Raw genomic sequence first — 26359 nt, 5'->3', positions numbered from 1 at the left:
ATACTGCGGAGTCATCAACGAGGATGGGGCAGTCGGAAAACTTCGACGAGTTTTCCAAGCGGGGCGCCGATCGCTGCGAAGTGGATACCGTCGGGTGAGAACGCGACATATTTGACATAGCCGCTGTCGCCCATGGCAAACTCTTGCAGCAACGATCCTGTCTCGGCATCCCACAGTTTGACACTTTCCCTGCCACCGCTAATCAGACGATTCCCGGCGGGTGAAAAAGCAGCGGACCATAAGGTTTCGCTCCCTTTACTGCTGGCTGATTGCATTCCTGTCGCCGTCTGGAAGTAATGTATATCATAGGTTCGGCCTGCCGCGATCAAGTTTCCAGCGGGCGAGATCGCAGCGATTTGTCCACTGCCACGCGAAAGCGACATCCGCTGGATCATTTTGCGACTGGCAATGTCGATCACCACCGCGATTCGTCCATCGGTGGTCATGGCATGGCCGCCATAACGGCTGAAGCGGGCGTCGCCTCCTGAGCCAAACGAAAAATCCTTGTACCTCGCCAACACTTCGCCCGAATTCATGTCCCAAAGACAGGCGACCGCTGACGCATGGGTCGTGATGACATGTTGGTTGTCCGGCGACACGGTGATGGATTTGATTTCGCCTCGGTCGATAGAAAATTGTTTCTCCGGAGTCAATTTTCCCTTGCTGTCAAACTGCCACACCAACACATTGCCATCGGATGATCCGGCGAGCAACCGTTTTCCGTCTGGCGAAAACGCCAAGCTGGATCGGATACCGCTGTCGAGTTCGTATTCCGTTTTTGTCGACGCATTGATGTCCATCACGGTGACGTTGTTGCTGCCAAGTGTAAACAAGTACGCACCATCGTTTGAAAAGACCAGCCCTTTGTAGCCCCAGCGATCCGAACGAAATTGGCGAATCGATCCCGAGGCGGACGGTGTCTCGACATCAATCGTTGCCATTGTCGGCGTTAGCGATGCCGAGGGCGGCGACGTTTGGTCATCAGACAGGAATGGTTTGACCTGCGATTCATACTTTGGCATCGCGGCTAAATAGGCGAGGTCTTTGATGCTCAGACGCTGCAGCGGAACCGCACTCACGGTGCCGTCCGCTTTTTCCAAGTACGCCTTTCCACCGCGAACCGTCACCAGCTCGGCTTCGACATTCAGCTTTCCCGTGCGGTCGGTCCATGTCCGCCCGAGTGCAGTAGACACGAAGGTAAGAACGAGCATGGTGGCAAGTGAAACGACTCGGATCATTCGGTTGACAGTCATTTGTTTGGATCGAACTTATTCAAATTGGCGGACTCGGGCACGGCTTTGACACTATCAAACTGGATTTCTTTCTTGGTGGCCGAAGGGGTTTTCTGCGGCGAATGAAACCCCGAGTTTTCTAGTGTTCTGGTCTTTTCCAGCATTCGAGTTTGCTCGCGTTCGTGTCGTGCCTGGCGTTCTTTTTCTAACTCCGCTTCATCGACAAGCCGATAGTGTAGGGTGATGGGTATTTTTGCCGTGATATTGTCCTGATTCACCGTGATCGTCACCTTATAATTCATGTTCATCATTCGGCCTGCCTGCGGATCAAACTTTCCTTTCCCCAGCCCGGTGATGGTAAGGGGAGGTTGTTCCTTTGATTCCCCTTCCACCCTTAGTGAATAAGTTTTTTCCAGATAAATCCCATCGGCTGAAAGCTTTCCAAGGGTGACGGTTGTCGATTCGGTTCCGAGCAACAGATTGGACGTCTTAGGCGGTGAGGTTTGCTGCCGCATCCAAGGCGGACGACTTCGTGATGCAAAGCTGCCAAAACCATAAGGGTCTAGCGGGAGTCCGTGTTGACGTGTCTCCCGCGGAGGGATCATAACCCTGTGTCGGGAAACGGTGCGGCCGGGTGCCGAATCTGGCAACATTTCGATCCCGATTTGGCTAGCGCCGCCCAGCATCAAAGGCATCATTCCTTCCGTGTCATCGCTAAAGAGTTCACCGGATGCATCGACCTGGAATTTTCCGGAAAAATGTTCGTCTCGAGGCAACCCCGTTGGAAAGCTTCCCGCCGTTGGCACGTTAGATTCATACACATAACCCGAGTATTCTAAGTGGTGCGGTAATTCCATCCCGACACCACCCGGGCCAACCGTGACTTTCAAAAGCACAGTGGCGAGACTGACCCGGTCAATCACATCGGCTGCTGACATCGCAGTCGCCTGGCCATCAACCTCGACTTGAATGCCTAATTCTTGGGCGATCTGAATCACCTTGTTCGATGGGATCGCAAAGCCGACTTCGGAGATGCCTGCTCCGGCGAGCAGTGAGCTGGTGACGCCGACGAGCCGCCCCGCGTCATCGACCAGCGGTCCTCCGCTGTTTCCTGGGTTGACCGTTGCATCGATCTGAAATCCGTCGACTCCATCCGGTCTGCCGCGTCCCGAGACCTCTCCCTTGGTCACCTTGATCGACTCGCCCAAGACGTCGGACAGCGGATAGCCAATCGCGCGGACTTCCTGGCCTAAACGAACTTGATCCGAGTCGGCTAACTTCAAATAGGGGAGTCCGGTTTTCTCGAGACGAAGCACCGCCAAATCATTCTCGAAGTCGAGCTTGATCACCGTCGCACGGAACTCCGTTTCCCCTATCAAGGCCTGAATGCGAGTCGCACCTTTGACAACATGAGCACACGTCACCACGATCCCTTGAGGGTGAATCACAAATCCGCTGCCGGTCCCCTCATCCGTTTGATCGTCCGCCATGAAGTCGCTCGGACGCTTGCCCGTTCCCCGAATCGTATTGCGACCACGATACTTGACTTTCTGAGACCCCAATTCGGCGTCAATCTCGAACTCGTAAACCAACTGATTGACGGATTCCCAAGCATACTTGATCGGCGATTTAGTGGGTCCTAGTGTTTTGGGAACCTCAGGTCCCAACGATGGCAGTTCGGCAATCAAGCGGACGGGCGTTTCTTTCGGGGGCAAAGGGTCGTCGTCGCCGAGATTGGTTTCTTGATGGATCGGTACGGGCGGATTGGATTCATGCTTCGTAGCCTTGGGGATGATCGTTGCATTGGTCTCAGGCTCGACTTCGTGATCGGTCCCAGGCTCCGCGACGAGCCCTTGATCCGCCCGCGGGTGATCGTGTGATCGTGATTCAGTCTTGGTGACGACGAAAACACCGTGATAGAGTTTCCAAGCGGCAAACGAAACAACGCTCGCACTGAACAGCAACAACAGAAGAAAACCAGTAACAATTAGCAACAAGACACCCTTTCGTTCGTTGTTATTGGTGTCCCTCGTCATGCTTGGTGTCTCGGATTGAGTGTCTCGGATCTGCGATTCAATCTGGAAAGGCCAGACTCTAAGAATAGCATGTCTCGAAAGCTTCATCGCTTCTTTTGATGTGAAATGTTTGCCCACTCGTTGCCTTCTCCGCGATAGAATGGGCCTAGGACAAGAGAGGCAGACTGCGATTTGGCAGGGGTGTAAGATCCTTGCCGCATCAGCGATCGTTCAGCAAAACGCAACAGATTTCGTTCCTCCGGTCCCTAATCCTCTGGCACTCTAACACTCGTATTGAATCCTGGATCTCTGATGAACACCCTTTGCAAATTCTGCGCTGGCAGCACTCGATCGATCTTCTTGTGCCTGCTGTTGTTCGGCGGAATCACGGGATGGGTCGAGGCCCAAGACCCGGTTGCAACTGCCGCAGCGGATTCTGCCGCAGCGGTGGTATCGGACACCGAAACGCCGAAACAGAAGTTGGATCAGAAGCTTGACGGCGTCGATGCATCGAAGCTACCCGCGCTGGCGCTGCTTGTCGGTCGTGACGGCAAAGTGATTTATCGCCGCGTCATTGGGTTAGCCAATCTTGACGAACAGAGGGTTGCCACTGCGAACACCAAGTTTCGAATCGGCTCGATCACCAAGCAATTCACCGCCGCAGCGATCCTGCGTTTGGTCGCCGAGGAAGAACTGGCTCTCGACGATACACTTGATCAATTCTTGCCGACGTTTCCTCGCGGCGATGAAATCACGATTCATCACCTGTTAACTCACACCTCGGGAATCCCCAGCTTTACCGAAACGGGCGATTTTTGGCAGCGGGTCACCAAGCCGACCACCGAAGCGGACGTGATCGCTTCGTTTCAAGAGCTGTCGTTGTCTTTTGAGCCAGGCAAAAAGTTCCACTACAACAATTCAGGCTATTTCTTGCTGGGACACATCGTCGGCCAAGTTTCTGGAAAATCATTCGGTGACTACCTGCAGGAAACCTTCTTTGAGCCACTGGGGATGACCGACACTGGCATTCACTCGCCCGATCTAAATCTTGAAAACGAAGCCCATGGCTACTCGCTCGAAGACGATGCATTCACGCCGGCACTGAATTGGCACATGTCCCAGGTCGGTGGCGCGGGCGCGATGTACTCGACCGTTGACGATTTGATGTTATGGAACGAGGCGGTATTTGCAGGACAATTGCTCACGCCCGAGCTGCGAGAAAAGGCATTCACGCCCTATCAGAATGGTTACGGATACGGGTGGTTGATTGGCGAGCATCGCGGGCTGCGGACGATCGGTCATACCGGAGGACTGAATGGGTTTGTCAGCAGTTTGATTCGTTATCCCGATCAAAACGTGACGGTGATCGCACTGCACAACGCTTTTCCATCGATCGCCGAGATGGCACCGGTAACGGTCAGCAGCAAGATAGCGGAGCTGTTTTTGGATGCCGAAATGGAGCCGCCGGTGATCCATCAGGTCGACACCACCGTCACGCCCGAGATCCTTGCCCGCTATGTCGGCCGCTACGACTATGGCGCCGCCGTTTTGGTCGTCACGCTCGAAGACGGGCAGCTGTTCGCGCAATTGACCGGACAAGGCAAAGCGGAAATCTTCCCCAGCAGCGAAACCGAGTTCTTTTGGAAGATCGTCGACGCATCGGTGGCCTTTCAGATCAACGCCGAAGGGCTTTGTACCGGCGCCAAACACACACAAAACGGCCACACCATGGACGTCAAACGGTTGCCCGATCATGTCGTTGTCAAACTTCCCCCCGAGATACTTGATCGCTACGTCGGACGCTACGACTATGTGCAAGCGAAAATGACGATCCGCCGCGAGGGCGACCGCTTACTGGCGAAGCTCGGCGGCCAACCCGAATTCCCAATTCTGCCGGAAAATGAGACCACTTTCCACTGGCAAGTGGTCGAGGCTAGCATTCAGTTCACGGTGGACAACAATGGTGTGGTCAGCGGCGCAACCCATACGCAGGGCGGCCAACAATTTAAAGTGTTAAAAATCAAGCAAGAGGAACGGCAATAGCATCGGTCGGCTAAAATCATTGTGTCCAACGACTCGTGTTGAGCTATCTCGTCGGGTTTCATCTCAGACCACTTCAAAATTAATGCACATCATGAATTTGCGAAGCATTTTTCGAACTCGATCGTACTCTGCTGGTTCGCGATTTTGGCCTGGTTCGCGACCTCGGCCTCGGTCGCGATTTTGGTTCGCCTTGATCGCGACGTTTGTCATCGGGTTGCCATGCCAGAACAACGTCAGCCGCGGCGACGACTCGCTTTCGAACCGAATTTGGTTGGTCAGCACGCGTGGTGCCTCAAGTTGTTCTCCGTCACTAAACCAAACCACTCGAATCAAGTTCTGGTCGAGTGACACGGGTGTGCCTTGGCAGCAAACCAACGTCGATCACTTTTTTGACTGCGTCAATGGCGATCCCGTGCCACTGTGTATCTATGTGCACGAGAACCGGGTTAGTGCCGAGGAGGCGTGGGGAAGAGCCAAGACGATTTTCTGTCAGTTGCAGCAAGCCTCGCAACCGCAGAACGATCGTTTTCGTTTGGTGGTGGTATCGTGGCCAAGTGATCGAATCGGAGTACGCCCACGCCCCGATGCGCAGATCAAAGCCCAGCGAAGTGAAATGCACGGCTACTATCTTGCGTGGTTGTTGGATCAGATCGATCCGAGCGTCCCCGTCAGTTTATTTGGCACCAGTTATGGTCCCCGAATGATCACCGCCGCGCTTCATTTGCGAGCGGGCGGCACGATTGCGGGACATCAACTCGCATCGACCTCGTATTCGGCTCGGTCAGCGGTGCGAGTGGCCTTGTTTGCTTCGGCGCTCGATTGTGATTGGTTGTTGCCAAATCATCATCACGGTCGAGCAATGACACAGGTCGAGCGGATGTTGATCGCGTACAATCCATCGGATTCGGTGCTTCATTGGTATCCGCGGTTAAACGGTCGTGGAGGACCCGCGGCGCTCGGCTATGTCGGCGTGTCCCCATCCCGGTTGGGAGTGGATGGCTACAAAGTGCAGCTGATGAATGTCAGCCGCAGTGTCGGCAAAACTCATAGTTGGCAGGCCTACGAGGGCAACCCCGCCATGATGTCACGCGTAGCGCCCTACCTGCTTCGCCAAACCGACGACCTGCTGTAGAAATTCGATCCACGGGGGGCTGGCAGCGAAGGATCGGGCTAGCTAATTAAGTTCCGGCCAATAAAGTCTGGGCACAATAATCTGCTGCGACTGCAGAGAGCTCGGGCCAATTAGAAAAGACCCCAGTGCTTGCCGAAAACTTCTTGGCTGAAACGGCTTGTTTCTCTCAACATCGCCTTAGGATTCTTCTACAATCGGCAGCCATGCGTTCCAAAGTTGCCAAAGTCGAATCGAATTCCGTCGCTGATTCCGCTCGATTCAGTACGTCGCTCTCGGATAACAATGCAGCCCGTTATGAATCTGGGCTGCAGTGGTTGGCGATCGTCTGTGTGGCGGTTGTGATGGCGTTTCAACCTTACTCGGCCGATGATTTTTGGTGGCAACTCAGCCGAGGACGCGAGGTTGCCAGCGGGTCGATCACGCCAAGCCGATCGCTGCTGACCCTCGAAACCATGGCCGAGGCAGATTGGCTCGGCGGATTGCCGATATTTGCGATCGATCATTTTCTGGGCGGCCATGGGTTGATGCTGTGCCGGGTGCTTTTCGTTGCAGCAGGTTTGGCCTGGATGCTTGCCCCGCGAAAATCCAAAGGTTTTGTACGTCCGTCGGTATGGTTCGTGGTCACGTTGGCGATGATCGCCCTGGCGAGACGTTTCGAGTTCACGCCCGCCATGGTCGACTGCATCGCGATCATCGTGCTGGTTGGGCTGATGTACCGAAAATCCGACGAGACGGATTCGGCATCAAGCGATCGCCGTAAACCGACGGTAGCGATGCTGACCGCCGCAGGATTGTTTCTCGTTTGGAGCAACATGTCACCCGCGATTTTGGCTGGCTTGATCGGTTGGATCACGTTTTGTATCGCGGCCAGCTTGGTTGCCGATCCGGGACACCGCACGAACTGGATTTTGGCGATCCTGATGCTGGCGGGTGGCAGCATCAATCCTCGCGGCATTTTTGCTTGGACCGATTCACTCGCGAGCATCGTCCCGGTTTGGCGAAACCCTGCAGCGTTATTTTCCGGCACTCCGTGGCAGCCGCTACTCGAAGGGTTGACGGATCCGGCCGCGATTTTGTTCTTGTTGCTCACCGTGATTTGGGTCGTCACACAAACCGTCCGTCGACCACGAATGCCTCGAGGTCTGTTTTGTTTCGCATGGATACAGTGGTTGGCATGGTCTTCATCACATAACGTCTCGCTTGCAACGACATGGCTTGCCGCCGACATGCTGATGTCTTGGCACCGCCAGGGCCAGTACAGGATTTCCAACCTGGGACTGTCGCGATCGCACAGGATCGGCTTTCTGGCGACGGGGGTGGGGATCGCTGTGGTCCTGTCGCTCAGCGGGTTGGTTTCGACGATGGGATGGGGCATTGATGCGTCGCTTGACAATCGGATGTTGCGAATGACGCTACAACAAACTCGTCCCTACGGCACCGCATTTTCCGATGACACGCGGAGTGGTGGGATGTTGGCGTGGGAGATTCCGCAGTTGCGTGAGCTCTCCGACGCAAGCGACACTGCGGCGCTGCGACTTCAGGATGTCGCTCTGCGAGCGGTGATCGCAGGCCGCTTTGCCGAACACCGCCGCGTGATCGACGACCTGCGTCAGCAGCGGCTGATGAGCTATTGGCTCAGCGATGGTTCCCAAGGCGGATACTGGCTGCCGCTAGAGCGTCGTGAAACTACGTTGCTCGTCATTTCGAATCGGGACACCGAGCTGATTGGTGGGTTAGAGCCATCGATTTGGAAGCCGCTTTCGCTCGATTCGCCCGTTATCCCCTACGCGGCCGCTGGCGACGAGCACTACGCACGACAAATGGTCGAGACGCTGACCAACCGCGAGATCGTTGAGTTTCAAAACTGGCAATATTCCTTTCCAACCTCGACAGGCTCCCTTTTCGATCGCGATCGTTGGGGGTTCACGCCAGTCATCGTCGATGCCGAGCACGCGTACCGTCAAGCCGAAGTGTTCCGCGGGATGGGGCTGCGTTACGCGGCACTGCGGGTATTGTTTGTGGGACGCGATGCTTCTCCTGAGTCAGTGCCACTTGCCTGTGCGATGAAGCGTTGTCAAACGGAACTCGCTAACGCAGAAATCGTGGCTGCCGGTGCCCCCAGTTGGTTTCGCTACTTTGCCGCAACGGAGTTACTCGCAAGCGATGATTGCGCACTGGATGTGGCAGCGGAGAACCCCTCGGTGTCTCCGAGCTGGAGTTCGCCCGATGCAAACGGACTTGGTAGCGAACTTCGCACGCGGGTGGCCGCGTACTTGCAGCAGGGTCCAGAGGAACTAATGGTCGCGAATGACTTTCAATCCCACTCGGATATCGAACACGCCGAACTCATGTATGCTGGACTTTGTGGTGCGATCGAAGCGGGACAACACTCGGTGGCGGATCGCTACCTGCAGTGGTTCGATGCCAATCCAGCAACCGCTGCGGTCAAACGGTTGGTCGAAGTACGTGCTCGAGAGTTACATCCTTCGCAGACGTCTTCTAACGACTCTTGATGTTGAAACATGGGCAAAATCTTTCGCTTGAAATCATTTAATCTCACTGCTGCGATGGCGTGCGCCGGCGCATTTAGCTTTGTCATGATGTTAGTCGTGACAATACAAGGATCGTCCACGCGGCCCATCAGTCGTTTGGAAGCGGGGCTGCCTGATGTCGATACACAAACCTGCGCTGAATGCCACAGCGGGATTGTCGCCGATTTCGCCACCGCACCCCATTCCAATACGCTGCGGCGAGGAAACGATCCCGCCATGTTGTCCGTGTTTGCCGGTCAGTCGGTCGAGATCGATGGCCGCCAATTCTCATTTTCGGAGGCACAAGACGCGTTATGGTTTCACAGTGACGACCTGGATTACCAACGCCGGGTGGATTGGGTGTTCGGTTCGGGACGCCACGCATTGACGCCGGTTTCACTCGATTCCGAGGGGCTGACCCAGCTTTATGTTTCGTCATTCGCAGATGGTCGATTGCGCAGCACACCCGGTGTATCGGCTGTCAATTCGCGTCCGCTGCGGTTGGGAAACTATCAAGCGGCCGCCGACACGCGGCGTTGTTTCGGATGCCACGTCAGCCGGTTACCTCGTGAAGGAGTTCTTCACGGGCAGGACCTGCTGTGCGAGCGGATGGACACGGTCTCGCCGCCGATCGTGGCAGCGGGATCCGGTCACGACGACTTGCCGGATGCCGATTGTATGGTCGCCAATTTGGATTGCAGCCGCTGTCATTTCGGAACCGCCGAGCATGCGGAATCTGGCGGCAAGCTAGCGACGCTGCCGAGCTGGAGCGAGCTAACGCCACTGGAATCGATCAATCGCTGCGGCGAGTGTCACCGACGGGCGGATGAAATGAAATCGTATGAAATCTCGGTTGATCAAACCCATCTGATTCGATTCGCCCCGGTCGGGCTCTCGATGAGTCGTTGTTTCCAGGTTGCCAATGCGGCTGAAAACGCAGGGAATTATTCGCGGCTGGACTGTATCACCTGTCACGATCCTCATTTGCCCTCACGGACCGAGCCTCAATTTTTCGAAGCCATTTGCCGAGACTGCCACACTTCGCCAGAGCAAGACCTGAGCACGGAGTCCCATCTTATCACCGGCGTCGTCTCGTGTTCGCAGCAGCCGGCCGATTCCGCCTGTCTGTCCTGTCACATGCCCAAGACCGACTTCGCACCCGGACTACGCTTTACCGATCACTGGATCCGCTGACGCGGCGATTTGGCTTTCGTTTTACGGTGCCAACCGATCGTTTCGCTGTGTCGAGGATAGGTCGGTAAGCGAGCGTTTTTCACGGGAAATTACTAGAATTCGAAGCTATCGCCGGACTCGAAAGCACGACCCCGTTCGGCTAGCAATCTCTATAGATGCATTATGTACCTCTATAGAGTGGGTTAGTGTTCAGGGTTCCAAAAAGATCAGAAAACGAGATAAGCCCTCTCGAAATTTGTTGCATGGGGGTGGGGGATTGGGTACAACCGGACTACACAGAGTCGATTTAGGGGAAAAATCGTCACTCTTAATTTGTCGATTGCTCTTTTTCAGCTCTGTCAGCTTTTCACTTTTCGTTATCCATTTTTGAGAGGGCTTTGTTGTGAAGACTGAAAAAAGACAGGGTTTCACGCTTGTCGAATTGTTGGTCGTGATCGCGATCATCGGAGTTTTGGTGGGGCTATTATTGCCCGCGGTTCAATCGGCTCGCGAGGCAGCTCGGCGGATGCAGTGTTCGAACAATCTGAAACAGATTGGACTGGCACTTCATAATTACCACAGCACGTACAAGGCAGTGCCACCGCTACGCGATCGTCACGACAATATCAATCCAGGCGTTGTCAACAATTGGAATACTCAGAACTTCAGTTGGTCGTCTCGATTGCTGCCGTTCATCGAGCAGCCAGGGTTGTACGAGAACATCGACTATTCGCTGCACAATTGGTATCACGGCGATTGGCGTCCCAATGACACCTTTGACATCGTAGCCCCGACCGTCGTGGAAGCGTTTCGTTGCCCGACCGATCCAGGCACAGGTGCGAGTATTTGGTACGACTCGACCACGGCACGCCATTCCGGTTCGCCATCGCACCAAGCGTATGCGCCGACCAACTATTTCGCCTGCACCGGACCGGACAGCATCCTGCGTTGGAACAAAGAAGGACTCGGTTTCTTTGACGCGATCCGCTCGCACGCCACAAGTTCAACCGTCAAGGCTCGCTATCGTAAATTCCGCGACGTGCTCGATGGCTTATCTAACACCGTGGCGGTTTCCGAAGGCATCATTGGGCATCCTCGTATCAACATTAATTCAACGATGCGAACCACTCGTTCTTATGAAGCCCAGACGACGGGGGCTGTCGGTGATTTGATCGCAGCGGCTACGGACAATGGTTGCCCGATGACTGGCAGCCCGGACACCAATTCGGGACGTGCGCGTGGGATGACTTGGTTGCGAGGGTATTCGCCCAATGAAGTGTCGTTTAATACTTTGATGACACCGAATTCAAAATTGTGGGATTGCGGTGCCAACAGTGATCGCAATATGTACGCCACCCGGTCGCTGCATTCCGGTGGCGTCCAGTCGCTGATGGGTGACGGATCGGTTAGGTTCGTAACCGAGTCGGTTGACTTTCTGACTTGGCGTGCGGTGGGTGGGATCGGCGAAGGCGAAACCATCGACACCGAAGCGCTCTAGTCGTGCAGGTCACCCCGATTTAGTTCGTCTTGATGCATCACCCGCGTGCTAACTTTTTTGACCCTCCGCCGCTGCAGGGATTTGTTTGTAGCGGCGGATTTCACAACCTCAATTTCCTCCATTTTTTAACCCCTTTCGATAGACGAATGAATATTTCTGCTTTGCTTAAAACTTCGGCGTTTTTGTTATTTGCCGGATGTCTCTGCATGCCTTTGACCGGATGTGGTTCGACTGCCACCAATCCTGGTGTGGACGATAACGGACTCGAAGAGGATGCAGCGTTCAGAGAAACCGAAGAATACGTTCAGGGCGAAGAAGGCATCTGATCGACGTCAATCCGGTGGATAGCAGATTGAGGCCACTTCTCAATTTCCTAGCATTCGGAATCTCTTATCGAGAACCTTCCATTTGGCAGTTGGACCCGAGTCCGACTGCCATTTTTCTTTTCTATCCAAAGTGACCGACACGATGATGTCGGATGTCGTAAAGCTTCTCTTTCTTTCTCTCTCTTTCCCTCTCGCGCGATGCCAGTAAAAGTTGTGATGTCACCGGAATTCAGACGATTTGTATTGTTCACGTTTTTGCTGCTTCTTTGCACGGTGTCGGTGCATCCCGTGTCAGCGGCCGATCGTGAAGGAAACGGTTCGCCGGCAAGCAAGCCGAACGTGATTCTGATCCTTGCCGATGATATGGGGATAGGCGATCTTGCGAGTCGCAACGGGAATCGCAATCGCACGCCTCATCTCGATCGTCTGAAACAGGAAAGCGTATGGTTCGAGCACGCTTACTCGGCGGCTCCCGTGTGCGCGCCGGCTCGAGCCAGTTTGCTGACAGGACGGTATCCACATCGGACGGGCGTGGTGACGCTGAATCAACAGCGTTACCCGCAATTGACGCGGCTGCGTAAGGACGAAACCACGCTGGCGAACCTGTTCAAGGACCACGACTATGTGACTGGGCTAATTGGCAAATGGCATTGCGGTGACGGAGCCGAATACCAACCTTTGGCGAGAGGCTTTGACGAGTTCGAAGGCTTTGTTGACCACACCCATGTGCCGAGTTACTTCGATTACAAGCTGCTGGTCCAAGGACAACTCCACGCCGAGTCCAAGCAGTACTTGACGAATGATCTGTCCAGCCGCGCGGTGCAGTTTGTACGCCGTCATCAACAACATCCGTTCTTTCTTCATCTCGCCCACTACGCTCCTCACCGGCCGCTTGGTGCTCCGGAAGATCGCATTGGACCCTATTTGGAAAAGGGATTCGATCGCGATACGGCAACCGTTTATGCGATGATCGAAATCATGGACGAAGGCATCGGCAATCTGCTTCGCGAACTAGATCGGTTGAAGCTTCGAGAGAACACGATCGTGATCTTTGCAAGTGACAATGGTCCCGATCCGCTTGTGAGTTCACGATTCAATTCACAGCTACGCGGCACGAAGTACACCGTGTACGAAGGAGGCATCCACGTTCCGATGATGATTCGCTGGCCCGCGCAGTTGGATCCATGCGAACGAGACGAGGTGGTCCATTTCGCCGACGTGTTACCGACGCTGATGGAACTTTGTCAGTTAGAGATCCCAAATCACTTGAAGCTTGACGGCCGGAGTTTGGCTGGAATTTTGCGGCGACAGCCTGGGCACGAATTTCTGACGCAACCTCGTTTTTGGCAATGGAATCGCACGGTTCCTCTCTACTCGCATAACGCCGCGATGCGTGAAGGCGATTGGAAACTGGTCCGTCCCTATGTAACTCGAGGGGTTCCAAAAGGAGATTCAACACGCCCGCCCGCTCTGTATCAATTATCGTCGGATCCAACCGAATCGCATGATGTTTCGGCACAGTATCCCACTCGAACCGCGCGGATGAATGAGGCACTTCAAGCGTGGAGCCGCGAGGTCGAACGCGACCGCAACCGCTTACCGTAGTGTTTCAAATGTCTACCATGATGCCCGCACCACCGACGGTGACTGGGCAGCAGGAGCGAGTCACCTCTCCCGGCGAAGCTGGGAGAGGTCGAAGGCCGACAGCAAGTCACGTTCCGTCCTATTGGTTTGCACTTAATCAGCAGTCTCCTTCGTCGCTGGAGAGGCAACCGCAGTGTAGGCCGGAAACAAAAATCTTCCTCAACGTCCGACGACAACCCCAAGGTTTTCGCATTCCAGACAAACGCCCGCAGGTCGCAACGCGGTTGTACCGCGTCGGCACAGTCGTACGCAGCAACTGTGACAAATTGGCACGCGAAGATCATCCCATCTACTAATCGATACTCCGTTTCCCAGCACTTGTTGTGCATCGCAATTTGGTACATGAGTTGCAATTTATCACGATCACAACGATTGAAAGATTTGATCCGTAGAGGATCAAAAATGCCAATCACTTTGACAAACGTGATCTTGGCTGCAATCGATCAGCGGAACGGCATGGGTGATCGGGATCGCTTCGTGATTTGCATCTTGTTTTTCCAAGTCGCTTTTGGCGTTCCGCTTTTTAAACAACCAACTCGACCAGGACCTATGTCATGCCTGTTTCTGCTCGGCGTTTGATTCGCAATATGATCAATGACCTCAAAGAAGAACGTGACGAATTGGCGTTGCAAATTCATCTCGGCAAGCAGGAGGCGAAGAGTGAATGGCAGGCTTTGGGCAAAAAACTTGACGATCTGAACCGTCGTTATGAACCGCTCAAAGACGCCGTCGAAGAGACCGGTGAAGATGTATGGGATGCGATGAAATTGGTCGGCGGCGAGATCAAAGATGGCTTCAGCCGCATTCGTAAATCGATCTCGTAACGCGGATGGGCATCGCATCGGTCACGTCTATCACGCAAAAAACCTCGACCCATTTCTTGATCGAGGTTTAAGAAATTTTGCGAATCCAAATCGATGATTCGTTTCACCGAGGTGCGATCGACTATTTATCGGCCAAGGCGGGATCGACGTCCGTAGGCGGTGGGTTTTCTGCTGCATACCGAGCCAACTCGTCTTGATCCGAGACGACCGTAGGTTGACTGGACTCAGTGCAGCCGAGGGCAAACGAAAACATCAAGGCAAGAGCCAACAAACTGACGCGATGGAAAAGGTGAGTCATCACTGTATTTCTTGAAGGGGGAAGCGAAATCGTTGAAGAGGAGCAGCAAGTCGCTTGCGTTGTTGGCAAGCGACTTGGTCAACGGAATGAAATGTCACGGAAACAATGTCAGTGCTGGGGTGGCAGCCGAAATTTTTGGGTTAGCCGAACTCGCGAGAGAGTTTCGGGTGCGTTCGGCAGACTCGACGAAAGTCTTGACGACTTCCGCTACGGCTAAACCCTAATTTCAAGCTGCCACAGCACACTCGATTTGAATATTTAGCGAAGACTAAAACTCGGACGAGATAACTTCTTTTGATGCTCGTGTGCCCAACGATCCCCACAATCCATACGGAGATTGTGAGCCCGGTGGAAGTTGTCCCGCTTGATTGCCAACATGGGCACTTGCCTGATTGCCGGCTTCGATCGAATCGGTAATGAACTTCACGGCTCCGTCGCCCATCAAAACATGGCATCCGCCCTGATGACGACTGCTGGCGGGGTAGATTCCATCGCTGAACACGTTGGTGTTGACGCACACGTAACCGTTTGGTGGTTTGATCGTGTTCATGTTCCCCCAAATGCCGCGGCTCATCGCCCACTTATAGCCACGCTTGGCTTCGGCGGCCGTGTCGCCCCCTGCGGTTTCATAGTTCCCCGAGGCAATGGTACCCCAGAATTGCGGGCGAGCAGTGTCGACGTAGCTGTCGCAAGTTGTGTTTCCGTTTGCCACGGTCACATTGCCGGTTGTCGAAAGGTTTCCACGGGTGCGGATGTCATTGTCTCCGAGATCGGTCGCGATCTCGGCCGCACAAACCGTGTTGGACAATCCATCGAGAACGTCGCGAAAGCGGGATGTTTGACGATGAACAAAGAAACCGCGATTGGCAGCTCGACCTCGCTCGGCGTTGGCGGATGTAACATTGCCGTTATCGTCTGCCGCACCCGTGATTAGATCCGCCGAATCGCCAATACAGGCGACATAATTTGTACGGCCTTGTGCCGGTAATCCCGTGCCTGGGTCGCTCGGACATCGGAGCCCAGGAACCTCCGTCAAAAACGGCTCATACCGCGCAATGGTATGGCTGGAAATGCTCATCCGCGGACCAGGCCCCATAGGGGGAAAGTTTAGTCCCGTCACGGGATCTTTCAGTGGATTGGAAATTTGTTCCCACAGCGCTTGCTGCTCCATGAAGGGGGTCAAGCCAACAAGCCAGCTCCATTCCAACCCGTTTTGCGTCCTCGGAACATTGCCTGCGGTAGGTTTGCGAGTACCACCGGGAGTTCCCGTGCCATGCGTCGAAATTTGATTGTAGGCAGAGTGGTAATTGTGTACCGCCAACCCGATCTGCTTGAAGTTGTTGCTGCAGCTCATCCGGCGGGCCGCTTCGCGAGCCGCTTGGACTGCTGGCAGCAGCAAACCGACCAAAACGCCGATAATTGCGATGACAACGAGTAATTCAACGAGCGTGAACCCCCGTCGATTGTGAGAGACAGGACTCGGTGTAGACATATTCAGACCTTTAATAGCTTTAAAAAAATAGTTTTGCTTGAGGAAAAAATGCTCCCTCACAACCCTTAACCGAGACTGGTGTCAAAAATCTGAACACTGTTCCCAAGAAAAATCTATTTTTTTAATTTCCGCCGCGCAGAGCATGCGGCAGGCTGAATTTCGCCGCGTCACTCGGATTCTTCAATCACCTCGATCCACGCAGGCACGTTCGCTATTTGTGATTCCGACACCTGATCGGGATTGACAAGGACGCGTCGGAGGGTCCGATTCCCCTGCAATGGAGCGAGATCGGTCACCGGCGTCTGTCGAATATCAAGTTCGAGAAGCTGTAAGCCACGGAGTTCGGATAGTTCGTGTATCCCCGTCTCACGAAGATCCAATATTTGGGGTTTCAGGATGTGCAGCAGACTAAACCGATTTGGATGGCGGTCGGAAATAGCAAAGCTCCTCGTCAGATGCGTCAATCCCGTTCCACGCAAACGCACCGTTGCGGTCTCGGGTTCGTACGTCATCCCTTCACTATTCCAACGGGAATTGTTGAGGGAAATCCAAGCTCGCGCAATCGCAAGTTTCTCTTCGGGCGAGCGATCATGAATGACGTCGTAGATCATCATTTTTTCAGCCAGTGGTGCTCGCCAACGATCTGCGGCAATCAAATCATGCATGACCGAAATGAGATGAGTCGAGTCGAGGTAGCCATCTGCATTTAGATGTGGCAAATACTTTTCGGCAAGCTCCACAAGGTCGGGAGTAATCCGTTTGCCGTTTTCAACCAGATCAAGCGCCGCTTTGAAATCCTGAGTGAGAAACAGAATCCAAAACTTTTGGGTCCAGGCATGCGAAGCTGGCGGAGGATTAAAATCGAGAATCGAGTCCAAGTGGTCGAGCGTGAGTTTGATGGCAGGCCGCAACGTCTCCTCTCGCTGTAACGCCGAGTCAAGGACAAATTCCGAATGTCTCGAGGCAGCGACAATTTGGTAAGCGCGACGTCGATCGGATTCCTTTTTTTCTGCCAGGTACTTCGCCAAAGAGTTCTCAGCGTCTCGTTTTGCTCGTTCGGAGCTTTCCAGCGCCGCTAAGGTTTGCAGGTGTGCCTGTTCAGCAAATAATTGAGCCTCTTCGGCAAGTGATTGAGAATGTTCGGCTCTTTCGTAAGCCTCCTGCGACTTTGCACTCGCCTCGACCGCGACCGCTTTTGCCAGCAGCGCTTGTTCGCGACTGTTGCGAAGCTGCAGCACGAAATAGGTCACACTGATCGCCAAAATGGTCAGCAAGCCGAGTGCGATCGAGCAGGCATCGCGATGTCGTCGATAAAACAACCTTGCCTCACGCAGTAAACTAGTTCGCTCGACCGACGTGCTATATCCGAGCAGGAAACGTGAGATATCCTCTCGCAATGACTCGACATTTGGGTAACGATCGGCCGGCTCGGGCGCCATCGCTTGAGCAATCGTTGCCGCTAGCGCCGAATCGATCGTTGCATTCCTCGATCTCGAATGCGTGGGTGGTTTTAAGGTCAACATTTCCTGTAACAGACATCCCAGCGCGTAGATGTCCATTTGAGGTGTCTTTTGTTGCCGTTTGTCGGTTTGCTCGGGAGCCATGTAGATCGGCGTCCCACTGGCCGATTCGAGGAGCGAACCATAGAGATCGGGATCGAGCAGCACGGTTGACTCATTTTGTCCCGACTCGCTAGCCATCACGACACCCATCCCCCAATCGCAGACCTTCACTTCTCCATAATCGCCGACAAAGATATTTTCGGGTTTGATGTCCAGATGCAGCACGCGGCGTGAATGTGCGTAAGCAATCGCATCGCAAACTCGCACGAAGAGCTGCAGTCGTTTAGGGAGCGGAAATTCCTCTTTCGCATGTTCATCATTTTGCAGTGACCTGATGATCTCGCGCAGCGATTGGCCTTGCTTCAATTCCATCGTAAAGAAGGGACGGCCCTCAGGATCGACGTCCATGTCGAACAGGTTGATGATGTTGGGGTGATCCAAACGCGCTGTTAAATGAGCCTCGCGCAAGAAAGCGTCGTATTGGTCGTTCGAGAATTCCGGCAAAGGCTTTGCCATCGCGACGTGACGCACCGACCGCGCGTCGTACACACGATAGACCTCTTTCATTCCACCCCGACCAATCAGCTCGGGGGCCTGGTATCGCTGCTTGATTCGTAAAATCGAACAATATAGCGGACAAATATCGTCGTCCGATTCCAAGTACTCACCGTACGCCTGCGATGGATCGGCCTGATCGAATAACTCGTCTACAATCGGTTTGATCCGCTGAATCGCTTCACGACGGGGATGGCTGTTTGTCATCAAACGGTTCAACGACTTGGCTACAGGAGACTAGGAAACACTTCACTACACGCGAGCGACATCAAGATGATGACTTGCTATCGGGAAATTCTAATTCCCGTCGCAACTCATACGCTTCGCGGACAAGACGTTTTTTGACGCGATGTTTCAACACGTACACGCTCTCTTCGCTGATATTCAATTCTTGACTGATCTCGGCGGCGGATTCGCCCTCGACACTTCGCACAAAGACATCGACGGCGTTTCCCGAAAAAATGGTTCGCAGACGCTCGAGTGCCAGATCGACAATATGCTCTTTCCACTCCGCTTCAATCTGCATTTCTAATTCGGGTTGGTCGATCAGTAATTGATCAACTTCGATCGAACCGGTGTCCACGGTTTGTCGGTCACGTCGGCGTTTACGATGCCAGTCGACGAGAGTGCTGTGGATTAAATGCGACAACCAAGTGCGAAAACGAGCTCGTTGTGGTTCATGTTGATAATTGACCAAATCTTTCCACAGCCGCATCAACACCAATTGGCAGACGTCATCGACATCCGAACGAGCGACCCCCATGTGAGTCAAAATTCGGCCAATAAACGGCTCGTAGTAGCCCAGCAATTCCTCCCAGGCCGGATGATCTTTCCCGGACTGCGCAAGCTCCAGCAACGAAATTCGCGTCAGCAAGTTATGTGATTGAATATTCATTGAGAAAGGCAACTGGGTTACCGCAACGACGATAAGACAGTGAGTCGCTGCAAGTCCGCAAAGTAGGCACCCCTATCACGACCTTCTTATTGTAGAAACCGAAGAGGTGTTTCGTCGCTCTAAAAACGAGATCCATCTCAAGAAAAATACCCTCCGAGTGAGGTGGGAGGAGCGGCCAGGAGTGCTTGAGGGTTGCAAAATGCCAGCGGATGAGTGAGTTGTCGACGATTACAGCAAATTGCCACGTGTCATTTTTGTGCGATCCATTTGTAATGACGAACCATTTGTAATATCGAATTTGGGATACCGCGTGCCCAATTCAATCGTTCAGCATCCCACCATCGGCCGGCCTTGTTTTACTCGCCGTTGCCAGCTTAATCTCAGCCAGCATGACTGCAGGCATAATTGGCATCAGCAAGGTAGCCGTCGCCAACGCGCACAATTCGCGGTGTGGGTTTTGAGGATTTCTACTTCTATTTCGATTTTGAGGACGCCGAATCGTCCAGATAGCCCAGTGAAATCAGGAATGCACGGCTCTTTTGCATCACTTGCTTGTAAACGCGGATGTCCTTGGTTTTGGGGCGGAAGAAAGGTGAGTTGAAGAATCCATGGTTCTGGTCTTCAAAAGCCTCGAGCTGACATCGGTTACCGGCCGCTTCCATCAATCGCGCGAAGCGTTCCGCGTTCTCAAACGGTACCGTCGTATCCGCCGTGCCATGCAACAGCAGCGTTGGCACGATGCCAGGTTTCACATGATGACATGGCGAGATGTCGGTCTGGCGCGTTTCGCCCACTTTGGATAGCCCATAACCTTTGGCGGTGGTGTCCAAAACAGGATTAAACAGGATCATCGCGTTGGGACGCGAGCTGACCGTCAGATCTTCGCCCGCTTCCTCTTCGCCTTGAATCACTCCGGTGCATGCGGCGATGTGTCCGCCCGCCGAACCGCCCGATGCCACAATCTTCTCGGGATCGATTCCAAGTTCGGCCGCGTGCCCGCGAATCCAACGCACCGCCGACTTTGCGTCCTTAACCGATTCAAATGGTGTCGTTTTGTTGCGGCTCTTGACGCGATAATCGGCCGAGAAGGCGACCATACCGTCGTCGGCAAGGGTTCGCGCTTGCTGGAAAAACTGTTTGGGATCTCCGCCCGTCCAGCCACCCCCGAAGAAGAAAACAATGGCAGGAGCCTTGTCGCTCGTCTGATGTCCGTCGGGTTCGAAGACATGCAGTTTTAGCTCCACGTCGCCGATCGTCTTGTAAGTCACGACGCGATCCGGCGTGAAGTCATCCGCGACGAGACACTGATTGCAGAACAACACAAGTCCTACGAATACGATCATTGGCTTCATTTCGATACCTCGGTTTGGCGACAGCGTGCAGAGTCATTATTGTTTTGGGAAGATCGGATCGTGGTTGATCGCCGCTCCTAATTGTCAAGGATTGCGACCTGTAATGATGACCGATCGCGATGGGGAACATTTCGGGTTCGGCGTGTAGGCGGATGTGAAGTTGATCCCCTCCCTGGCAATTCGGTCAATGTTGGGAGTATTCACCCAAGTGCAACCATTTCCTCTGAAATGCTGAAACGAAGCATCATCCGCAATGCAGAACAAAATGTTCGGCCGCTGGACTGCCAAGCACTGGGGTGCGATTGCAATGAAAAAGAACAGCCATTGAATACAGTTTGACTTCATAGTGGTTGTGTCCTACTGTTTTCTACTATTCTTGACGGCCTTATTGATCGCTTTGAGCTGTTTAAATTGAACGGAGGCCAGTGGGGCCTGTTTTTCTTTGGCATCGGCCAGAGCGACAGCCCATGTGATGGCTCCCCCCGCTTGAACAATACGCATCGTCCAGTCAACAGCCTGCTTCGTCTGGAATGCTGGTTTTCCGGAGTTCCACGTTTCCTGCATGGGCGGAAAGAAATGTCCTAAAGAACCATTGATATAGTTGTTCTTCTCAATCAGTTTAATTGCGACCTCATTTCCTTCCCATGATGGACTGTGCCGTTTCATCGGTGTGGGATGGCCTGCCGTGAAGTCGGATTCTGGACAGGTCAACAGCTCGGGGGATCCCCCAACGTTGAACGTCAGCGCAGCCTCTGGATTTCCTGCAAGAGCCGCCTTCTCCAACGCCTTGATGTCTCCGTACGACGCGTGGTCAAACCACCAGCCTGATATTTTCGTGCCGTAACGCAACGAATATTCTTTAACAATGATTTCCGCGACAGCTTGCTCGGGTGTCATCTCGCGAGATTTTGCGTAGTTCTTCCAAGTTTCGATAACACCCGGCAGGGCCTTCTCGGGATGTTTGCCCATCGTCGGGCCTTCCGTCGCGAAATAGACCATTACCTTGAAGCCTTGCTCGATGAGTGCGTCGAGCATTTCTCCAAACAGGTCGCGCTGGGGGACAATGTCAGGCGATATATGCTTGGCTAATTCAGGATGCGGCGCCGTGTAAAACGAACCGTTCGCTCCTTGCGTAATATTGATTTGCACCCATGACGCAGTGTCCAGAACCTTGATCTGATCGATCATTTTCGGCACATCAAATTCAGCCAACGCTTCCGGCTGTTTCATGCCAGGCATATTGAAGCGGAATCCCCATTGCCCTTCCATCCATGCTGCTCGGCGGCCCGTAAGCTTGGCTGTTTCCTTACCTTGTTCTAATCGTTCCCGGATATATTCGCGGTCACTAACGCTTAGCATTTTAATGGGGACAGCGGCCGTTTTGTGATTATCCGTTCTGCGCAATCGGACGATGTTATTTTCGATGTCGACGAATTCTGCCTCGACAGAAAACTTCCCGTCAGCCGATTTCCAAATGCGAGGCTCTTCAGCGCAAGAACTTGCCGTCGCTACGCAGAAAATCGTCAACAGCGCTGGCATCAATATCGATCGTATTGTCTTCATTGAAAACAGAGTCGCTATTCGATCGGATGTCATAGTGTGCGCTGCCGTGTCGAATCGATGGTTGCGTACAATTCGTCGTGTGCGGTGCTTGGTTCTGGAGCATGCTTGTTGCTCCCAGAGACGGGCGCGAACGTCACCACACGACTACGGAACAAGCTGGATATCGCTGAACGTTTGGAAGTTGTTTTCGTCGATCAACAGAAAGCAATAAGCGTCGATTCCTTCCGGGATCGGGGCGGCGACCGAGTTGCCGGATGCGGCGATCGCGGCGGGCATCTTCATGCCGATGCGCACGTCGAATGATTCCTCACCACGCCTCGCTTTCTGCTTATCCACACCCGGCGGATCGCGGTAAATCACATACGCGGTTTTGATCGCGGGGCCAGAGCTCCTCAGCCTCACGCTTGCTCGACGGCTCTCTGCGATGAACGCCATCTTTTGAATCTCGGCGGACGGTTTCGTTTTGCCCTTGAAAGCCGGGTTTAGGTACGGGCCCTCCACCTGGTTTTCTGTGAGTTGGCGTTCCAGGTTTTCTGAAAGCCGCTTTAGGACCGGAGCGTACTCAGGGTCCGCCGCCAAATCCTTCATTTCCTCAAGGTCGTGGCGTTGCCCATCTTGATAAAGTCGATACAGACTGTAGTCGCGAGTTTCGTAATTTTTGTAGAGCTTGAAATCCCCTTCACGAATGGCGGCTTTCATTGCGCCGATGTTGTGCGGAAAGTGCCAGAACAGATTTTCTCGTTCCACGCCTTGCGCGTCGACAATCTGCTGGGCACCACCCAACAGGACCGGGGTGATGTCTAGTCCGCTCAACTCATTCTTTGCTTCCGGTGCAATTTGAGAGCGGGTCAGATTCAATATCGTGGGAAAGTAGTCGAGCTGGTTTACCAACCCGTCAAACTGCGTCCCCTTCGGAATCCCGGGCCCCACAACCACCATCGGGACACGAATCCCACCTTCTTCGTCATGAGCTTTTCCGTACTTCAGCGGGTAGTTGTCAGAGATGACCTCGTTTCCATGGTGCTCCGCCCCACCGTTGTCCGAGGTGAAAATCACGTAGGTCGTTTCGATCAGTTTCTTGCCGGGGCTACGCGGATCATCCGTCTTTTCGAGATAGTCAACGATTCGCCCGAGGCTCCAATCCACCGTGGTCACCATCGACGCGAAGTACGGATTCTGCTGGCCTTCCAGGGTTACATCACTTGGTTCGGGAGGGAACGGTTGCCCCAGTTTGTCGCAGTAGTATTCGAGTAACTCGCCGTTGCGGGTCATCACCGGCCAGTGCACCATCCAGTGAGCTAGGTACAGAAAGAAAGGCTTGTCATCGCTCTGCTGCATGAACCGGATCGCGGACTCGGTGACATCGTCGTAAGGATACGAAATCCCATCCGGCTTCTTGTCGCTGACAGGCGGGTATTTCTTCTGACTCAGCGGATACTTGGGATCATCGGCTGTCGCAAACCCCTTGGTTCGATCCGCCAACTTTCGATGCACGCCGCGTTCTTCATGGCTGAACTCGAAACCGAAAAGGGACGAACTCAAGCCAAGATGCCATTTGCCCACATGGCCGGTCGCATACCCATTGTCCTTGAGGGCCGTCGCCAGGGTGAGCGCATCCATCGGAAGATGGGCACCGAGATAGGGCTCAATGAATTCTTCCGTCGGCCTGCCTTTCGGGATGTTGTCAAACGTAACATGCGTGTACCTGAGCTTCCCCGGATGCTGGCCCGTGATGATACCGGCTCGCGAAGGCGCACAGGTCGGTGCGGGGGAATACGCTTGAGTGAAATTCATGCCCTGCTTCGCCAGCTCAGCAACGTTCGGCGTTTCATAAGGACACGGCGCGTCCAAGTCATTGAGCTGGACATCCTGCCATCCAAGATCATCGACATAGAAGATGAGGATGTTTGGCCGCTGGTCTGCCGCAGCCGACACCGAAGTCATTGCAGCTGCGGACGCGAAAATCAGCAGAGCAAGCGTTGTTGTTTTCAGTCGTTTCATTTTCATTTCACCATTGTTGTTATTCGATTTGACGTAGCCTAGGCTTCCAGCCTGGGTTTGCTGTGGTGCCCAGGCTGGAAGCCTAGGCTACGTTTAGGTGCTTAACGCAAAGCACTCAGCGCATCTGCTGAGTACTGGTTCTTCTTTATGTAGTGCAGTTGGCTCTTCACGGGCGGGTAGCTCACCAAGTAATTGTTTTCGTCGATGATGTTGAAAATGTAATGCGTGGTTCCCGCAGGAAGTGACGCAACAACCGTTCCGTCTTCAACCACAGCCGGAGCGGAAAACCATTCTTCATTCGGATCACCACCCAACGTCGTATACATCAATTGGGCACGAACGACTCGGGCTCCGTTCTCCTTGAACTTTGCCCGTGCCACGTTTCCGACTCGTTTCTCGGAAGTCACCGTGGGAACGTTTTGCTTGTGCGGTAAGTCACCGTTATAGGCCGGGTTGAAATAGGCGTAGCTGGCGTTCATTTCGGTCAGCAATTCGGTCAGTTGAGCGTTGAGCTGCTGAGCTTTTTCCGGCATGGACGACGCGAGGTTTTTGGATTCTTCAATATCCACGCGGCGTGACGCTCCGTCACGAGTTTCGTAAAGCTGGTACAGCTCCAACTCACTATCGATCTGCGGATTGTTGACGGTGTCATAATTTCGCACCAACTTGAAATCGCCGACCCGGAGTGTGCTATACATCGCGACGCCATGCGGGAAATGCCACATCATCGAATCGCGGACGCGACCATCCTGCTGCTTGACGAGCGCAGGATCTTGAGGAGACTGGGTGAGTAACGGAAACAAATCGCAGCCGTCGAAGTGTTGATTTTCCGGAGCGACCGTTCCGGTCATTGTTAAAATCGTCGGAAAGAAATCCAGGCCGTTGGCCATTACATCGGTTTGCGTGTGGGCAGGAATGTTCGGCCCGACAATGATCAGCGGCACCCGAGTTCCACCTTCTTCCAACCGGATCTTACCTCCATCGAGCGGATAATTATCCGTAATCACATCCCCTCTCAACTGCTCCATGCCACCATTGTCTGAGGTGAAAATGATGTACGTGTTCTCGCGAAGCTTGTGACCGGGCCAACGCGGGTCCTCTGTCGTATCGAGGTAGCTCAACAAGTCACCGACGTATTTGTCAAACTCCTCAACCATGGCACAGTAATAGGGGTTCTGTTGTCCAGGCAGGGCGATCGGTCCCGGCCCTTTTGGGAAAGGCACCCCAAGTTTCTTGCAGTATTTTTCCAACAAGGCCTTGCTGCGGGTTTGGATCGGGGCATGCACCAAACGCGCCGCACAAAAAAGAAAGAAGGGCTGGTCTCGATGTTCTTCCATGAAGTCCACCGCATCCTCAAAGATTTCGTTTTTGGGATACCCTTTTGCATCGAGTTGCCAGGGATCATCGGCTGCGTCGGACGAAAATCCTTTCACACGATTGGGAATCATGTCTCTTGCCACGCCCATACTTTCACGCGACCAATCGAACCCCACATCCTTGGGCAAAGGTTCGGACTTGGGCGTCATGTTCATATGCCACTTGCCGCTATGCCCGGTCGCATATCCATTTTCCTGCAGCACCTGAGCAATGGTTGGCTCGTCCATCGACAGACGAGCCGTCTGCCAGGGGTCCATGACACGCGAGGCCAACAGGTGACGAGGCGCAGGAGGCGTGCCACCACGAACATTGGTTTTCTGAGCGCGTGCTGGATGAATCCCACTCAAAATGGCGCAGCGTGCTGGGGCGCAAACCGGAGCCGGGGAATACCCCTGCCAGAACATCACACCTTCCTTCGCTAGGCCATCGATATTGGGTGTCTCGTACGGGGAAGGCTCGTCGATGTCGTAACACTTGACGTCTTGCCAGCCAAGATCATCAGCCAGCACAAGCAAAACATTCGGCTTTTCAGGACGGCCCTCGTCAGCGAAGGCAACACCCACAAATAGGGCTGCGACAATCAGCAGGCTGAAGTGCTTTTTTATATTCATTCTATCGTTCCAAAATTGACCTGTTCGTACAGGCGTGCACTGCCTGACCGAGCTGTTTCATGTTGTCCGTACACTGCATTCGTCGTGCAGCTTTACGGGCGGCTTGGACGGCGGGCAACAACAGTGCAATATGCACGCCTATGATTGCGATCAACGACGAACAGCTCGACTAACGCGACCTCATAGGTGGTTGATTGAGTGACTGTGTGTCTAATCTGGGGCATTTGGTTTCGGC

Annotated in this window: 19 protein-coding genes and 1 pseudogene; 8 read left to right on the top strand and 12 right to left on the bottom strand. The window is 53.8% G+C overall.

The genetic code is table 11. The annotated features are described in order from the left end of the window. Nucleotides 1-14: 14 nt before the first annotated feature. Both ABD971_RS01825 and ABD971_RS01820 read right to left on the bottom strand, forming a co-directional pair. Nucleotides 15-1253: an SHD1 domain-containing protein gene (locus tag ABD971_RS01825; protein WP_345318834.1), complete on the bottom strand. Its 1239-nt coding sequence runs from the start codon at nt 1251-1253 to the stop codon at nt 15-17. Beyond that, nucleotides 1250-3268: a S1C family serine protease gene (locus ABD971_RS01820; protein WP_345318832.1), complete on the bottom strand. Its 2019-nt coding sequence runs from the start codon at nt 3266-3268 to the stop codon at nt 1250-1252. The genes ABD971_RS01825 and ABD971_RS01820 overlap by 4 nt, the downstream gene beginning before the upstream one ends. 291 nt (nt 3269-3559) lie before the next feature. Here ABD971_RS01820 and ABD971_RS01815 point away from each other — a divergent pair, with 291 nt between their 5' ends. From ABD971_RS01815 to ABD971_RS01780, 8 genes are all read left to right on the top strand, one after another. Next, nucleotides 3560-5290, top strand: a complete 1731-nt coding sequence (locus tag ABD971_RS01815; RefSeq protein ID WP_345318830.1) for a serine hydrolase — start codon at nt 3560-3562, stop codon at nt 5288-5290. A 91-nt stretch (nt 5291-5381) separates the two neighbouring features. Next, complete coding sequence (locus ABD971_RS01810; protein ID WP_345318828.1) at nt 5382-6422, top strand: hypothetical protein; 1041 nt, start codon at nt 5382-5384, stop codon at nt 6420-6422. A gap of 203 nt (nt 6423-6625) precedes the next feature. Beyond that, on the top strand, nt 6626-8935 hold the full coding sequence (locus tag ABD971_RS01805; protein WP_345318826.1) for a hypothetical protein: 2310 nt from the start codon (nt 6626-6628) through the stop codon (nt 8933-8935). 9 nt (nt 8936-8944) lie between these two features. Then, nucleotides 8945-10147, top strand: a complete 1203-nt coding sequence (locus ABD971_RS01800; RefSeq protein ID WP_345318824.1) for a hypothetical protein — start codon at nt 8945-8947, stop codon at nt 10145-10147. Nucleotides 10148-10529: 382 nt separating this feature from the next. Further along, nucleotides 10530-11624: a DUF1559 family PulG-like putative transporter gene (locus ABD971_RS01795; protein ID WP_345318822.1), complete on the top strand. Its 1095-nt coding sequence runs from the start codon at nt 10530-10532 to the stop codon at nt 11622-11624. 146 nt (nt 11625-11770) lie between these two features. Next, nucleotides 11771-11950, top strand: a complete 180-nt coding sequence (locus tag ABD971_RS01790; RefSeq protein WP_345318821.1) for a hypothetical protein — start codon at nt 11771-11773, stop codon at nt 11948-11950. A gap of 198 nt (nt 11951-12148) precedes the next feature. Continuing rightward, complete coding sequence (locus ABD971_RS01785; RefSeq protein WP_345318820.1) at nt 12149-13555, top strand: arylsulfatase; 1407 nt, start codon at nt 12149-12151, stop codon at nt 13553-13555. A gap of 593 nt (nt 13556-14148) precedes the next feature. Next, nucleotides 14149-14418 (top strand): hypothetical protein, encoded by a 270-nt coding sequence (locus ABD971_RS01780; protein ID WP_339942290.1) that lies wholly within the window; start codon nt 14149-14151, stop codon nt 14416-14418. Nucleotides 14419-14539: 121 nt separating this feature from the next. Here the strand turns inward: ABD971_RS01780 and ABD971_RS01775 are convergent, their stop codons facing one another. The 10 genes and pseudogenes from ABD971_RS01775 to ABD971_RS01735 all read right to left on the bottom strand — a co-directional run. Continuing rightward, complete coding sequence (locus ABD971_RS01775; protein ID WP_339942289.1) at nt 14540-14716, bottom strand: hypothetical protein; 177 nt, start codon at nt 14714-14716, stop codon at nt 14540-14542. Between the two features lie 268 nt (nt 14717-14984). Beyond that, the gene (locus ABD971_RS01770; protein ID WP_339942288.1) at nt 14985-16208 is read right to left on the bottom strand and encodes a DUF1559 domain-containing protein; all 1224 of its coding nucleotides are present in this window, start codon (nt 16206-16208) and stop codon (nt 14985-14987) included. Between the two features lie 167 nt (nt 16209-16375). Next, nucleotides 16376-18532 carry a protein kinase domain-containing protein gene (locus ABD971_RS01765; protein ID WP_345318819.1) on the bottom strand — a complete coding sequence of 719 codons (2157 nt, stop codon included), beginning with the start codon at nt 18530-18532 and terminating at the stop codon, nt 16376-16378. Nucleotides 18533-18593: 61 nt separating this feature from the next. Further along, nucleotides 18594-19220 carry an RNA polymerase sigma factor gene (locus ABD971_RS01760; protein WP_339942286.1) on the bottom strand — a complete coding sequence of 209 codons (627 nt, stop codon included), beginning with the start codon at nt 19218-19220 and terminating at the stop codon, nt 18594-18596. 473 nt (nt 19221-19693) lie between these two features. Further along, nucleotides 19694-20572 (bottom strand): alpha/beta hydrolase, encoded by an 879-nt coding sequence (locus ABD971_RS01755; RefSeq protein ID WP_345318818.1) that lies wholly within the window; start codon nt 20570-20572, stop codon nt 19694-19696. An 84-nt stretch (nt 20573-20656) separates the two neighbouring features. Beyond that, nucleotides 20657-20917 carry a sulfatase-like hydrolase/transferase gene (locus ABD971_RS35975; protein ID WP_425571230.1) on the bottom strand — a complete coding sequence of 87 codons (261 nt, stop codon included), beginning with the start codon at nt 20915-20917 and terminating at the stop codon, nt 20657-20659. A gap of 12 nt (nt 20918-20929) precedes the next feature. Continuing rightward, nucleotides 20930-22111: an SHD1 domain-containing protein gene (locus tag ABD971_RS01750; protein ID WP_345318817.1), complete on the bottom strand. Its 1182-nt coding sequence runs from the start codon at nt 22109-22111 to the stop codon at nt 20930-20932. Between the two features lie 168 nt (nt 22112-22279). Continuing rightward, nucleotides 22280-24136, bottom strand: a complete 1857-nt coding sequence (locus ABD971_RS01745) for a sulfatase (RefSeq protein ID WP_345318816.1) — start codon at nt 24134-24136, stop codon at nt 22280-22282. Between the two features lie 101 nt (nt 24137-24237). After that, nucleotides 24238-26124, bottom strand: coding sequence for a sulfatase (locus tag ABD971_RS01740; protein ID WP_345318815.1), 1887 nt, complete (start codon nt 26122-26124; stop codon nt 24238-24240). A 34-nt stretch (nt 26125-26158) separates the two neighbouring features. Then, nucleotides 26159-26348, bottom strand: a pseudogene (locus ABD971_RS01735) (type II secretion system protein); the annotation flags it as partial. Nucleotides 26349-26359: the final 11 nt, after the last annotated feature.

The organism is Novipirellula rosea (assembly GCF_039541335.1).
GTDB lineage: Bacteria > Planctomycetota > Planctomycetia > Pirellulales > Pirellulaceae > Novipirellula > Novipirellula rosea.
This window is presented reverse-complemented; position numbering and strand designations above follow the sequence as displayed.

Excerpts from the sequence above, each read along its gene's own strand:
- ABD971_RS01820 (WP_345318832.1), bottom strand. The coding sequence starts at position 3,268 with ATGACGAGGGACACCAATAACAACGAACGAAAGGGTGTCTTGTTGCTA.
- ABD971_RS01785 (WP_345318820.1), top strand. The coding sequence starts at position 12,149 with ATGCCAGTAAAAGTTGTGATGTCACCGGAATTCAGACGATTTGTATTG.
- ABD971_RS01800 (WP_345318824.1), top strand. The coding sequence starts at position 8,945 with ATGGGCAAAATCTTTCGCTTGAAATCATTTAATCTCACTGCTGCGATG.
- ABD971_RS01775 (WP_339942289.1), bottom strand. The coding sequence starts at position 14,716 with ATGACTCACCTTTTCCATCGCGTCAGTTTGTTGGCTCTTGCCTTGATG.
- ABD971_RS01825 (WP_345318834.1), bottom strand. The coding sequence starts at position 1,253 with ATGACTGTCAACCGAATGATCCGAGTCGTTTCACTTGCCACCATGCTC.
- ABD971_RS01815 (WP_345318830.1), top strand. The coding sequence starts at position 3,560 with ATGAACACCCTTTGCAAATTCTGCGCTGGCAGCACTCGATCGATCTTC.
- ABD971_RS01755 (WP_345318818.1), bottom strand. The coding sequence starts at position 20,572 with ATGAAGCCAATGATCGTATTCGTAGGACTTGTGTTGTTCTGCAATCAG.
- ABD971_RS01790 (WP_345318821.1), top strand. The coding sequence starts at position 11,771 with ATGAATATTTCTGCTTTGCTTAAAACTTCGGCGTTTTTGTTATTTGCC.
- ABD971_RS35975 (WP_425571230.1), bottom strand. The coding sequence starts at position 20,917 with ATGAAGTCAAACTGTATTCAATGGCTGTTCTTTTTCATTGCAATCGCA.
- ABD971_RS01740 (WP_345318815.1), bottom strand. The coding sequence starts at position 26,124 with ATGAATATAAAAAAGCACTTCAGCCTGCTGATTGTCGCAGCCCTATTT.
- ABD971_RS01810 (WP_345318828.1), top strand. The coding sequence starts at position 5,382 with ATGAATTTGCGAAGCATTTTTCGAACTCGATCGTACTCTGCTGGTTCG.
- ABD971_RS01780 (WP_339942290.1), top strand. The coding sequence starts at position 14,149 with ATGCCTGTTTCTGCTCGGCGTTTGATTCGCAATATGATCAATGACCTC.
- ABD971_RS01770 (WP_339942288.1), bottom strand. The coding sequence starts at position 16,208 with ATGTCTACACCGAGTCCTGTCTCTCACAATCGACGGGGGTTCACGCTC.
- ABD971_RS01750 (WP_345318817.1), bottom strand. The coding sequence starts at position 22,111 with ATGCCAGCGCTGTTGACGATTTTCTGCGTAGCGACGGCAAGTTCTTGC.
- ABD971_RS01805 (WP_345318826.1), top strand. The coding sequence starts at position 6,626 with ATGCGTTCCAAAGTTGCCAAAGTCGAATCGAATTCCGTCGCTGATTCC.
- ABD971_RS01765 (WP_345318819.1), bottom strand. The coding sequence starts at position 18,532 with ATGACAAACAGCCATCCCCGTCGTGAAGCGATTCAGCGGATCAAACCG.
- ABD971_RS01745 (WP_345318816.1), bottom strand. The coding sequence starts at position 24,136 with ATGAAACGACTGAAAACAACAACGCTTGCTCTGCTGATTTTCGCGTCC.
- ABD971_RS01760 (WP_339942286.1), bottom strand. The coding sequence starts at position 19,220 with ATGAATATTCAATCACATAACTTGCTGACGCGAATTTCGTTGCTGGAG.